Source organism: Thermoclostridium stercorarium subsp. stercorarium DSM 8532 (assembly GCF_000331995.1).
Classification (GTDB): domain Bacteria; phylum Bacillota; class Clostridia; order DSM-8532; family DSM-8532; genus Thermoclostridium; species Thermoclostridium stercorarium.
In genome coordinates this window covers 766161-778634 of the sequence record NC_020134.1, presented here as the reverse complement: position 1 = coordinate 778634, position 12474 = coordinate 766161, and the positions used below count along the sequence as shown (strand labels likewise).

13 protein-coding genes and 1 tRNA gene are annotated in these 12474 nt (G+C 34.5%); 1 reads left to right on the top strand and 13 read right to left on the bottom strand.

The genetic code is table 11. The features are described 5' to 3' along the window. The first annotated feature begins 94 nt into the window (after positions 1-94). The gene (locus tag CST_RS03440; protein WP_015358434.1) at positions 95-400 is read left to right on the top strand and encodes a hypothetical protein; all 306 of its coding nucleotides are present in this window, start codon (positions 95-97) and stop codon (positions 398-400) included. Positions 401-565: 165 nt separating this feature from the next. On the opposite strand, the gene CST_RS03435 is transcribed toward CST_RS03440, so the two are convergent. The 13 genes from CST_RS03435 to CST_RS03375 all read right to left on the bottom strand — a co-directional run bounded on the left by CST_RS03435 (position 566) and on the right by CST_RS03375 (position 12451). Beyond that, entirely contained in the window at positions 566-2314 is a 1749-nt protein-coding gene (locus CST_RS03435; protein WP_015358433.1) for an ABC transporter ATP-binding protein, read from the bottom strand. A gap of 1 nt (position 2315) precedes the next feature. Beyond that, on the bottom strand, positions 2316-4061 hold the full coding sequence (locus CST_RS03430; protein WP_015358432.1) for an ABC transporter ATP-binding protein: 1746 nt from the start codon (positions 4059-4061) through the stop codon (positions 2316-2318). 153 nt (positions 4062-4214) lie between these two features. Beyond that, positions 4215-4775 (bottom strand): GTP cyclohydrolase I FolE, encoded by a 561-nt coding sequence (gene folE, locus CST_RS03425; RefSeq protein WP_015358431.1) that lies wholly within the window; start codon positions 4773-4775, stop codon positions 4215-4217. 28 nt (positions 4776-4803) lie between these two features. Beyond that, a complete protein-coding gene (folK, locus tag CST_RS03420) occupies positions 4804-5331 on the bottom strand; it encodes a 2-amino-4-hydroxy-6-hydroxymethyldihydropteridine diphosphokinase (RefSeq protein WP_015358430.1) in 528 nt (175 codons plus the stop codon). Continuing rightward, positions 5324-5686 (bottom strand): dihydroneopterin aldolase, encoded by a 363-nt coding sequence (gene folB / locus CST_RS03415; RefSeq protein WP_015358429.1) that lies wholly within the window; start codon positions 5684-5686, stop codon positions 5324-5326. The genes folK and folB overlap by 8 nt, the downstream gene beginning before the upstream one ends. After that, the gene (gene folP / locus CST_RS03410) at positions 5673-6875 is read right to left on the bottom strand and encodes a dihydropteroate synthase (protein WP_015358428.1); all 1203 of its coding nucleotides are present in this window, start codon (positions 6873-6875) and stop codon (positions 5673-5675) included. Before folP ends, folB begins: the two co-directional genes overlap by 14 nt. A gap of 484 nt (positions 6876-7359) precedes the next feature. Then, complete coding sequence (locus CST_RS03405) at positions 7360-7839, bottom strand: HD domain-containing protein (protein WP_015358427.1); 480 nt, start codon at positions 7837-7839, stop codon at positions 7360-7362. Between the two features lie 165 nt (positions 7840-8004). Further along, positions 8005-8352: a hypothetical protein gene (locus CST_RS03400; RefSeq protein WP_144050594.1), complete on the bottom strand. Its 348-nt coding sequence runs from the start codon at positions 8350-8352 to the stop codon at positions 8005-8007. 691 nt (positions 8353-9043) lie between these two features. Beyond that, a tRNA-Leu gene (locus CST_RS03395) sits at positions 9044-9132 on the bottom strand. A gap of 193 nt (positions 9133-9325) precedes the next feature. Continuing rightward, positions 9326-9883 (bottom strand): DUF6115 domain-containing protein, encoded by a 558-nt coding sequence (locus tag CST_RS03390; protein WP_242823586.1) that lies wholly within the window; start codon positions 9881-9883, stop codon positions 9326-9328. Positions 9884-9908: 25 nt separating this feature from the next. Further along, positions 9909-10235: a hypothetical protein gene (locus CST_RS03385; protein ID WP_015358424.1), complete on the bottom strand. Its 327-nt coding sequence runs from the start codon at positions 10233-10235 to the stop codon at positions 9909-9911. A gap of 26 nt (positions 10236-10261) precedes the next feature. Then, complete coding sequence (locus CST_RS03380) at positions 10262-11650, bottom strand: DUF342 domain-containing protein (protein ID WP_015358423.1); 1389 nt, start codon at positions 11648-11650, stop codon at positions 10262-10264. A gap of 24 nt (positions 11651-11674) precedes the next feature. Continuing rightward, positions 11675-12451: a FliA/WhiG family RNA polymerase sigma factor gene (locus CST_RS03375; protein WP_015358422.1), complete on the bottom strand. Its 777-nt coding sequence runs from the start codon at positions 12449-12451 to the stop codon at positions 11675-11677. Between the last annotated feature and the right edge of the window lie 23 nt (positions 12452-12474).

Below are 12474 nucleotides of genomic sequence, written 5' to 3'. Positions count from 1 at the left end.
GTATAACTGTTTTAAATTAATTAGGGAAACTTATGTAAACATTTAATAGGCATGTACATATTATGAAGTAGAAAACAATAAGGAGGTGTGAAATATGGATTACAGAGAAGCGCTGGAGGCTACAAGACGTTCCGGCAGCCGTGTGAGAGGCCGTGATGAACAAGAAGAGCGCACCCTTGCCCGTAACGTTTGTCCTCAAAAGGAAGGGACAATTTTGAGGATTTTCATTCCCGCCGGGGCAGAAATCAACCTGTTAAACCTGCTGGAAATTTCTTCACCCGGTGGTATCTGCATAATCGTAAGGCTTCCTTTCCTGAAGAGATTCTTCTCAGGTAAAGACATTGCTGAGCTCTTCGAGGAAATAAAACGGGCAGGAGGAAGAATTGAATTTGTTGACTGAGCGGATTTCCTGAGGTGGTTCCGTAAGGAACCACCTCTTTTTCCTCCTGCCAAAACATAGCTTATTGAAACGTATTAATCCTATATCATAATTATTCAAACTGAAGATGATTTATAACACCAATCTGATCAAAAATTTATGGCGAAAAATAAAAAAATACAGATATCATACCTTTTGGTGCCGAAAGCGGGACTCGAACCCATATGGCTTTTCCCTCTTATCAAAATTGTAAAGCTCATAATACAAAGATTTTTTATTGATTAATTCTTCATGAGTTCCGGCTTCCACTATTTCCCCATTGTCTATAACGTAAATTCTATCCGCATTAGTTATACTTGACAGCCTATGTGTCACAATTATTGTTATTTTATCTGCTCTGTACCATCTGATATTGGAATATATCATGTATTCAGTTTCAGCATCCAAAGAGGAAAACGTTTCATCAAGAATAAGAATATCAGGATTGTTTACGAGCGCTCTTGCTATCAGCAAACGACTTTTTTGCCCCCCAGATAAAGTTACGCCCTGTTCACCCAATAATTCATCATACTGATGCGGCAGTCTCATTATATAATCATGCAATTCGACCATCATGCAAATATTATGTAACTGTTCATCGGTAATATCCCGCCTTCCCAATAAAATGTTATTTTTTATCGTATCAGCAAATATGAAAGAGTCTTCATTAACTAATTTAATATGCTTGTTCCATTCTGTAAGTTTTATTTTTTTCACTGGTATACCGTCTATTAATATATCACCACAGTCAGGCTCGTATTTCCGTGATAACAGTCTTCCAATTGTTGATTTTCCACTCCCGCTTTTTCCCACAATTGCAATTATTTCATTTTTGCAGAATTTCATAGATATATCTTTCAATATAAGTTTATCTGAATTATATGAAAAATTTATTTTTTTCAATTCAACAACTTTATATTCATGAGGAAATCCTTCCTGCCCGTATTTTATTTCTTTTTCATTAAGCAATGTTTTTATATTAACTAAATATGGCTTTCCATTTTGTAATTCTATAACATAGTTGAAAATAGAAAGAATATAATCCATCGCATTGCTGGACAACTCATAAGCAATAATCATAGTTCCAACGGACATTTCCTTGAAAATTGCGTTATAACCAATAATAGCCAAAATAATAACTTGCGGAAACCATTTACACCATTCTTTCAATAGAGTTATGTTAGAAGTAATTTTAATTTGTTTAAGACAACTATCAAAGTAATTCTTAAATATTTTATTGAACACACCTGCTTCCCATTTTTCACGATGAAAAGCAATAACCTGTCTTGTATGTGTTAATGCCTCGTCGAAAAATGCCATTATTTTATTTTCATTTTCCATAATAATTTTGCGATTGTCCCTCACCAATCCCCCCGTTTTTCGTTCCAAAATAATGATAGCAATTGAACCAATAACAACGAACAGTATAATTTTGTAATCAATGTGAATAAGATACACTGTATAAACAATAAACAATATTACCACATTTATAAATTGAGGTAAAATAAAAGAAACAAAATGAGTGCATATGGCAGCATCCCGCAATATATAATTAGTAAAATCTGCGGTCTTTTTTCGCATAAAAACATCTAATGGCAATGAATAAATTTTATTTATAATTTCACTACACAATGAAATCCGTGACATCATTTGATGTTTTAACATGATATATGGATTTAAGGAATACAAAAAAATGTTTATTAATGTCAATAATATTATAATTATAAGTGTTTTAACGAATAATGCCGTACTAAAATTTACAAAAACATTGTCTATAAGAACTTTCTGCATACTAATTAATAACAGTGATGAGATATTTGTAACCAATAGCAATAATAAACTTGTAAAAAAATAAATCCCTTTAGATTTTATAATTTTAAAAATAAACTTAAACAAACTAACTCCCCCATGTACGATCAGTTTGATATTTATACAGTTTAAAAAATTTACCCCTTTTTCTAATCAAATCTTCATAACTGCCGCATTCCACTATGTTTCCATCATCAATAACAAAGATTTTTTTAAACCCCTTAATATTAGAAAACTTATGTGAAATAACAATTAATGTTTTATCAGCAAAATATGTTTCAAGCATTTTTTTGATGTATGCTTCAGAAATGTTATCAAGATTAGAAGTAGCCTCATCTAAGACAATAATACTCGGATTTTTTAATATAATTCTCGCAATTGATATTCGTTGCTTCTGCCCACTGGAAAGCTCATGTCCTTGCTTCCCTAAAACAGTATCATATCCATCTTTGAGTTGTAAAATAAATTCATGCGCCATAGCTTTTTTAGCAGCATCAATTACCTCATCTAATGTCGCTTCCGGGCGGCCAAACAGAATATTATCTTTAACAGACATTGAATAGATAAATGGCTCTTGAAATATAAAACCAATTGATTCTCTCAAGTCCTTAAAAGAATAAAGTTTATTTGATATTCCGTCAATTAATATTTCTCCTGATGACGGGTCATAAAAACGTGCAATCAGTTTAGCAATTGTGGACTTTCCACTTCCGCTTTTGCCAACAAGCGCTATATGTTCTCCTTTATTAATTTTAAGGTTTATGTTTTTCAGTATTTGTTTATCTGAATTATACTGAAAACTTACATTACGAAATTCAATTTCGCCCGATATTTTATGATTTACGGGCTTTTCAGGTTCTTTAACCGTTACTTCCATATCCAGAAATTCAATAATAAACTTTGCATGATGTAAATATGAAAACATATCAACAATGCGGGAAGACATTTCCGTTAAATTAGAAAAACATAAAAAGTAATATGTATTAACCAAAATAAAATCAGATATAGCTATATCACCGCTTCTTATACGCAAAAAACTAATTATCAATATAAAAACTCTGCCAATCAGCAAAATAAGTTGCCTTGCAGACCCAGTGTAAAAACCAATCATAATACCTTTAACAAAAATATCGTTAAATAATGTAAGATATTTCGTAAATCTTTTTTTGATCCATTCTTCACTATTATAAGAACAAACGGTTGGAAGCGATGAAATTGTTTCATATGCTACAGTATGGTATTCTTTTCGTGACTGTGTAATCCTTTCATCTGCTTCAGCCTTTCTTTTTTCAAACGGCAATCCCGCTACGAAATATAAGCCAATAACCAATATAGTAAAAAGAAAAATCACATAATCTGTATTCAATATTATGATTACAGCGATACATATGGTAAAAATTTTTGCTAAAACCGTTCTAAATAAAGCATCATAAATATTGCTTACATAATTAATATCACCTGAATAAATAGATAGTTGTTCACTTACGGGATTCTTCTCAAAATAATCAAACCCCAGATATCTTTGCTTTTTTAATACCTGTAACTGAACATTTTTTATTGAATTAAGGATGACTGTGCTGATACATGTTTCCTTCATTTTATTTAGCAAAGGAATAATAGAAATAACAACAAACACTAAGGTTAAAAATATGATAAACAAAACAATATCTTTACTTGGAATAATAAAATCAATAAATAATTTAAAATACACAGGCACAACCAGGCTGCATCCTGAAATTAGCAAGTGTAAAAATATCATTAAAAATAGTTTTTCTTTATATTGAAAAACAATTTGAAACAACCATGAAAATATTTTTTTATAATTTTTCCACATTAAAAATATCTCCTTAGTTGTTTGTACAGCATAATTTTTGTATAAGTGTTTTTTATATTGTGCTAATACTTATTATACAAGGTTTAGATTTTAAAAAGCTGTTGTCAAATTTTACAAATAATATGCCAAAATTTTACTCAATTATTAACTGTTTTACATATTCAACAATAAAGATAAATATTCCATTCTAAGTTCAGAATTATCATTAAACACGCCTTTTGAAGTTTTTGTAATAGTATTAACTCCGGATTTCTTAACTCCTCTCATCGACATGCATAAATGCTCTGCTTTTATTATTACCATAGCACCACGGGCATTGACTTCCTTCATGATAAAATCACATATCTGCTCTCCCAGACATTCCTGTAGTTGTAACCTTTTGCTGTAATAATCAACTATTCGCGAAAATTTACTTAACCCTAATATAGATTCATTATTGGGAATATATGCTACGTCTATTACTCCAAAAAACGGCATAATATGGTGTTCACACATTGAATAAAAAGGAATGTCTTTAATAATAATCCCATCACCATGTTTTGTTTCTTTAAATAATTTAACTGTATTTTCCGGTATATCCTGATAACCCGAAAAAATTTCCTTGAACATCTCTGCTACGCGAGAAGGGGTTTCAATTAAACCTTCTCTATCAGGATCATCCCCTATTTCTATTATTAACTCCCTAATTAATGATTTTATTTTTTCAGTATTCATGTTTTACAACCCCTTTAACAATATGTTGTTAAAGAAATATTTTGCTATTTTGTATTATTTTTACTTCTTCTAATAATTCATTTAAATTGAATTTCCGATATAACTCAACTCTTCCTTCCTGACGAATCATTGACTTAAACTTGGGTATTAACGCTTTTTCGCAAATGTCCAACAACGGAATAATAACAAAATTTCTTTCTTTGTATCTTGGATGCGGAATAATTAGATTTTCTTCGTTTATTACCTCATCACGATAAAATATTATATCAATATCAATGTTTCTCGGTCCCCATCTAATATTTCTTTCCCGTTGCATTAATCGTTCAATATTTTGCAGTGACGATAACAATTCATATGGATTGAGAGTTGTCTGTATTGAAACACATAAATTTAAAAAAGGCCCCTGATCCACATACCCAACCGGTTCCGTATTATAAATGTTTGAAACTGCAACAAGACTAATACACGGATTCTGGATAATATGATATAAAGCAGTCTTAAGGTTCTTTTCCCTATCGCCTATATTTGACCCCAAACTCAATATAATGTCATCCATAGTTCTTATCAACCTCAACTTCTGCATAATCCAAAATACCATTAATAGGCGCGGAGGGTTTTCGTATACGCACAATAATCCGCGTTATTGGCTTTGAATAAAAACTGTGAATTTTTTCAGCTATACGTTCAGCAAGGAACTCTATTAAATTATATCTTTGGTTTTCAATTTCATTTTTAACAATATTATATATTTCTACATAATTTACCGTATTTTCCAGATTATCGTTCTTAATACATTCTTCAGATATGTATACAACCACATCGACCTGAAAAATCTGCCCTAATTTCTTTTCCTCGGGTAATACGCCATGATAACCATAAAATTGCATATTATTTAATTTAATCTTCAACATAGTTATTCAGAATCCTATTTATAATTTTAACTGTTTGGATTGTTTCACTAATATCATGAGCTCGTACAAATTTAACCCCTTGCGAAATGCCATATGCTGTCGCAGCAAGAGTAGCAGGTAGAATTTCGTCACTGGATTCTGCTTTCAAATAATTTTTTATAAATGATTTCCTTGAAATTGCCAACATGACCGGGAAGCCAAGGATTGTTAATTCCCGAAAGCGTTTAAGTATTTCAAACTGTTGGTCTGCACTTTTTCCGAATGTCGCTCCGATACCCGGATCAACGATAATATTTTCCTTACTTACACCCGCTCTAATTGCTGTGTCTACACTGTTACGTAAAAACTTAATAATATCACCAATTATATCATTGTAACGGTTATTTGTAGCATTATGCATAATAACAAGGCCGGCATTGTATTTTGCAACTAAATCTGCAATTTCAGGATATTTTTGAAGACCACAGGAATCGTTAACAATACTACACCCGTTTTTCAAGGCTTCTTCTGCTACAGCAAGCTTAACAGTATCAACAGAAACAGGAACATCAACTTCTTTTGCCAGAGCTTTTATTACAGGAATAACTCTGTTTAATTCTTCCTCCTGGCTTACCTCAGTATATCCTGGAGCAAAAGACTGACCCCCTACCTCAATAATATCTGCTCCCTGACTTACCATTTCTTTTGCACGATTTATGGCAGCTTCTAAGTTCATATATTTTCCGCCGTCAAAAAATGAATCGGGTGTGACATTCAGAATACCGACAATATACACTTTGCGTTTAAGAGGAAACAAGTACTTACCTGCACGAAATACGCAATTATTTGATTCCTGAAGTTGAAGAATAACCTTTTCAAGTGCTTGTGTTTCTTCTTTCAAAAAATATGGCTGAATACGCAATCTTGAAAGCAGCTTCCGGTATTGAGATATTGTTCCCATCAGTAAAACATTTGAAGAATCAATTTTGTTAAAGTAAATATCTTTATGTATGGCGGCTTCTCCGCCCATAGACAACATTTCCTGTTTAATGATATTTGCAGCCACTGAAGATGCATTCTCTATCATTATAAGGAAATGCCTTGCTTTCCACTTCATTATATTAATTTCATCAATATGGGCTCCGGTTTTTTTAATTTCGGCAACAACTTCTTCTAAATCATTTGGGTATACAACATATGCATTTTTCATGGTTACTTAACACCATCCTGTTTTTCTATAGCTGAAACAATGCCGAAAATACCGGCATTAGTGAGGCAAGCTGATCCTGCCATTATCTAATATATCTTCTGACATTATTGGAGAAGTTGAGCCCGGAATAATTTAAATTGATAATCAAAACTTAAAGAATTACCATAAAACCCTTCCAAAAGTGCGGGGGTGTAGACATGACTTCTCCTCTATCTATGCGTATTTCAGCACTCATAAAACCCACACATCCACTATATTAACACATCCGCCGGATTGTTCTTTTATAGTTTCCATTTTCTGTATAATAATACAATTTGTTTGTATCTTGCATTATAATTCAAATTAAATTATATGTCAATAGTTTTATTTTTTCTATTTTTATCTTTATTAATATACAAATTACAAATTTATATTAATATTCCATAAATGTTTCTTTATATAGAATTTAAACCAACTTTTTTATTATATGCAGATTTTATGAACTTCATTTTGTAATGCTTCTATTCTTTTCTTCTTCACTCCACTTACATTTATCGTAAGCCATGCAACAAAAACAATTTCTCGATTTCTTATCAGCCTCATACAAATATTTCGACAACAAATCTCTGCCGCCATTTTCATCTCTATGATTTTCAACAGCATTTAAAACCTGATTTATTTCATTTTCATAAAAACCCGCATCGTTCATTATTTTTCTAATAATGTCCAGTCCTGCTATATTATGAGGAGTACCGTTTTCATACTCTTTAACTCTCCCCACATCATGCAACAAACCTGCTGCATATATCAGCTCTTTATCAATATTATCATCATTTTCCAAGGCCATAATATACATAATTCTTGCAACATCAATAAAATGCTCTAATGTATGTTTGCAAAATTCTCTGTCCTTTTCAAACTCTTTAAGCTTTTGCAAACAATCAAGGTAGATTTTATGATGCAATATCTTTTTAATTCTATTCATTAATTATGAACACATCCTCTGCTCGATTTATTAACTGAATGCTGTATTTTGCTTAGAGGTCAAATTTTGAACCGTTTAAGGAGCCTTCTTTACCTTTTAATAAAAATAAGACTCTGTCACTAATAATGATTGATTATTAACATATTCGTGTGAAACTACCCTTGCCTATTCATCTGTTAGAGAAAATAATCTTCCGTCTTCCCATTCAAAATGGTTATTGGGAATAACTGATTTTTTCAGAACAAATTTCAATTTATTGTTATCTACCAAGGTAAATACCCATTTGTAGCTTTCATCCGCAAATACTGTTTCCATCACAACTTCATTACCTTTTCTAATCAGTGTTCCTGAAGGCTGATAGGACACGGCAATGTCCTGAATAATTGAAAATTTATCTTTATCGATAAAGATATATGGCACAATATTAATATCCTTCTCATCCTTGGTATAGTCAGGAACATACCTGCCTGAATCAAGGGAAAATGTCTTTTCATTACATCCTGAAAGCAACATCAATATTACTACAAAAAAAAAACAATGAAAAATGCCGGCTGTTTTCCATACATAGATACTACCTCCGCTAATTCTGATTTGCTGAATCTATGAAACCAACGGAATTATTGGTCTCCGTGAAACTTGACCACACTTTTCATACTTCAATGTAGTCAAGACGAATACCAGCAAAATGTTCTTCATCCTACCGACCGTAGTGTGAGATACCCCACGGCACGAGCAATGCTTCGTCCTAACAGTTAGCTGTTTTAAGGTATTTTTGTATTTTCTTTTGCTTTGCGGTCTGGAGTGTTATGCCTATCAGTTCCTTTGCCTAAATTTTAACACAGTTGCTTTTTATTAGTCCAGTCTTAATTGTTAGACCGGACGGGGTTTATCCGATTTGGAAAGGGTAAGAGTATCTGAAGTGAGCTTTATACTTTGCTTAAGGCGGTATTGTATCAATGAAAACGACGTATAGTCTTGAAGCGCCGCACGCAGTCTCAGCATCATGGAAAAGCCATCCTGATGCCAGGCATTCCGGAGGGGTTTATTATTGCCATAATTATATTATAACTATATCGGACGTTTAAAGAGGCGACATAATACGAATTGTGCCTGTATAAACATTTTTAACAGAACAGATAAACGGTCAAACCTTAATTGACGCCATAAAAAAATCCCCTTTTTAAAGGGGAACCACGTTGTTTTCTGGTGCCGAAGGTGGGACTCGAACCCACACGGAGTTTGAGCTCCACTGGATTTTGAGTCCAGCGCGTCTGCCAATTTCACCACTTCGGCGTGTCGCTTTTTTATCTTAACACATACTTTGACAGAAATCAAGAGGAAAGTCTATTTGTAACCCATGGAATAAATAAGTCCCAGTAATGCCGTAATAATTATACCTATTCCAATTCCCAACAATACACTTTTACCGTGAATCTTTCCCATAACCTGTCCTTCCCGTTAACCAGATATCAGCCCGTTTGTGAACCTACTTGCACATGCGGGAAATAAGTTCAATTTCGCCCTTTCCCATATTGAGCATTCTTGCGATTTCAGTACTGCTAATCCCTTTTTTGTATAACTTTATAACTTCATTTTTTCTTTCGTCCAATGAAATAAGCTTGCCCTTTTTTCCTTGAAGGAAACCGGCGTATGCTTCTTCAGAGCGTGGGGTATTTTCCCCCTCTGTTTTATCCGGTTCTTTAATATCGTCAACCGCGTTATTCGCGGGTTGGATAATCTCAGCGTTACTTAAATTTCCGGTTTTTTCATCAATTCTTGCCAGTAAATCTTCAATGCTTTTCTGTTTTTCTTCAAGCCGATCAACAATATAACCCGAAAAATTATTCAGTTCGTTCAACAATTGCTCAGCATCTTCAATCACCTGCCGCAGCTCGTGTTCCCGCTCATCAAGTTCCAAACGGTAATCCCGCGCATTCTTTTTCTCAACCGCCATCCAGATTAAAGCAAAAAAAACTATACAAATCCCTACCAGAATAACGCAAATGTAAAAAATCTCCATTCCCGCACCCCTTACATTTTTCATTTGTAATTATTAACCGGGTTAATGCTTACAGGCGTATGTCTATAGTACTGCCCGGCATTTTTCCTCCGTAAGGTTTTGACTTGCTATTTTTTTCTTTATTCAGTTTTTCCCTGCTATTTTCACTGTTCTGCTTCCGCTCTTTGTTATTCCTTTCATTATTGTCTCTGATATAAATTTCACTGACTTCCTTCTGGTTGTTTACCTGCCTCATGTTCTGTTCCGACTGTTTCTCAACGGACTGAAGCTTACTTTGTAATGCAGCATGGACGCTGTGCTGCTCGTTAGCCTGTATTCTTGACACATCAACGGTTTTTGGTATCATCACCTGAAAATCAATAGGTCTTATCGGCATAAAACCACTTCCCGATTTTTAACGCATTAATATGCGCCAATCTTTATATCGGCACCTTCTTTATATAATGTACAGTGCTGTAATGTCTCTTTCACATGCATAGTAGCCGAACCAATCGAAATCTTCGTTCCGCTGTACAAATAGTTCTCCACCCTTATACGTCCCTGAGCTTCCATCTGAAGTTTCTCCTCAAGCTTTACCAGTTCTTCCCTGTATTCGCTAATTTTGTTCTCATAGAAAACTTTTGAACGCAGGCTTTTTTCCAGCAGTTCCTTTTTCTCGTCGGTCAGCCTTCCTATCGATTCAAGCTTCTGAAGCAGCATTATTACCTGATCGGTTTTTCTTATATTCTCCTCAAGATTTGACAATTCGGCCTTAACCACTTTATATCTTTCTCTTACATTGGGATCGACGCCCACTTCTATTACGGTATTTGTTGCGAGGTAGCTTCCTATTACTTTTGCATCAATTTCCCTTCCTACCCTCGTGATTCCGCCTACAAGTAAGCCTTTTCTTCCACCCAGTTCAAGCCGGTTACCGCATTTGACGTCGGAATGCATGATCGCTTCGGCTTTCAGATCATTCGCCGCTTCTACAATACTGTTTTCAATATACCTCGCTACTATGTTACCTCCTGCAATTAAAACACCCTTATTGTTTCCCGTCATTCCCCGTCTGAGGATTATATTGCCGCCGGCCTTGATTGTAGCAGCTTCAACCACTCCAAAAACTTCAACGTCTCCTCCTGCTTCAACAGTAAAGCCTGATAAAACATTGCCGCGAATAAAAACGCTTCCGACAAAATTAATATTCCCGGTTGAATTATCAACGTCTGCCGGCACCTCGTAAGTTGCGAATACACTCAGCTTATCGTTTTCATACTTTACCTGTCCGTTTATGGCGGAATAAAAACTTAACCCGTCTTCACTCGTATATACATTGGAACCTTTGACTATCCTTGCCGGTTTTCCGCTGACAGCCTTTATTATCGAACCCATTACGTTTATTCCGTCTATTCCCGGAGTGGGAGGAATAACCTCACAGATCTTCTGATCTTTCTGTGCACTGACAATGTAATCCAAATCCCTGTAATTAACACTGCCGTCTTCCATTATGACGGGTTTCTTTTCCTTGTTAATATCAATCAAAAAATTGATTCTTCCGTTTTCTCCATGTACAGGAGCCAAACCTTCCGCTATAAGTACGTCCTGATCATAAACCGGGTTCTCAGCCAGTTTCCTCAACACATCTTCTTTAATGCCATAAACAACCCCATTCTTCTCCAGTTCTTCCAAAAGCTCATTTATCCCCGGCGTATTTTCTCCCTGCTCCGACTTTTTAATTAAAATAAAGGCTTTCATTCTGTCGGGACTGACCGAAACTTTTACAGAGGTACCTATTCCTGCGGAACTCATTATTTTCCCCCACAATACAAATCATTATGATCCAAGTAATAAATATTTCTGTCGTTCCAGTTTTGCACGCATTCTTAAAATTGCTTTAGTGTGAAGCTGGGATATGCGGGATTCCGATACCTTCATAATTGCGCTTATTTCCTTTAATGTAAGTTCTTCAAAATAATATAGTGAAACCACCATTCGTTCCTTTTCCGGCAATTTGTTTATTGAATCGGCCAATATATCCTTAAGCTCCATCAATTCAATTCTTTTTTCGGGTAGAATATCTTCATTTTCATTGATTGCGTCAAGCCCGGTTTCATAATTCTGTTCAAGATAATCTTCCAACGAAATCATTGTCGACATGTTGACTTCCTGAAGTGTTTTGTTCAGTTCCTCAACCGATATTCCCATTCTTGATGCAACCTGTTCATCTGTGGCCGCGTGCCCTAATTCGTTCTCCAGCTCGGCATATACCTTTTCAAGGTCTTTGCTTTTTTTCCGCAGCGACCGCGGAGCCCAGTCGAGTTCACGGATACTGTCAATAATCGCTCCCCGAATTCTTAAAGAAGCATAGGTTTCAAATTTGACTCCCTTATTTATATCAAATTTGTCAATAGCGTCGATCAAACCAAAAATGCCGTAACTTACAAGATCGTCATATTCAACGTTCGAACCGAAGTATATACTCAATCTTCCTGCCACATATTTAATAATATCAGTATATTCGAGTATTAATTGCTGCTTAATGGAAGGATCCCTGGTTTCATAGTACTTTTTCCATAATTCCTGCTGTCTTTGTTGATTGGCCGAAGACATATATACCCTCCATTTCTGTTAGA

Coding starts and splice junctions, on each gene's coding strand:
- CST_RS03440 (WP_015358434.1), top strand. CDS start 95: ATGGATTACAGAGAAGCGCTGGAGGCTACAAGACGTTCCGGCAGCCGT.
- folK (WP_015358430.1), bottom strand. CDS start 5,331: ATGGATGACATTATATTGAGTTTGGGGTCAAATATAGGCGATAGGGAA.
- CST_RS03375 (WP_015358422.1), bottom strand. CDS start 12,451: ATGTCTTCGGCCAATCAACAAAGACAGCAGGAATTATGGAAAAAGTAC.
- CST_RS03430 (WP_015358432.1), bottom strand. CDS start 4,061: ATGTGGAAAAATTATAAAAAAATATTTTCATGGTTGTTTCAAATTGTT.
- CST_RS03390 (WP_242823586.1), bottom strand. CDS start 9,883: ATGAAAAATGTAAGGGGTGCGGGAATGGAGATTTTTTACATTTGCGTT.
- CST_RS03380 (WP_015358423.1), bottom strand. CDS start 11,650: ATGAGTTCCGCAGGAATAGGTACCTCTGTAAAAGTTTCGGTCAGTCCC.
- folP (WP_015358428.1), bottom strand. CDS start 6,875: ATGAAAAATGCATATGTTGTATACCCAAATGATTTAGAAGAAGTTGTT.
- CST_RS03400 (WP_144050594.1), bottom strand. CDS start 8,352: ATGTTGCTTTCAGGATGTAATGAAAAGACATTTTCCCTTGATTCAGGC.
- CST_RS03405 (WP_015358427.1), bottom strand. CDS start 7,839: ATGAATAGAATTAAAAAGATATTGCATCATAAAATCTACCTTGATTGT.
- CST_RS03385 (WP_015358424.1), bottom strand. CDS start 10,235: ATGCCGATAAGACCTATTGATTTTCAGGTGATGATACCAAAAACCGTT.
- folB (WP_015358429.1), bottom strand. CDS start 5,686: ATGTTGAAGATTAAATTAAATAATATGCAATTTTATGGTTATCATGGC.
- folE (WP_015358431.1), bottom strand. CDS start 4,775: ATGAATACTGAAAAAATAAAATCATTAATTAGGGAGTTAATAATAGAA.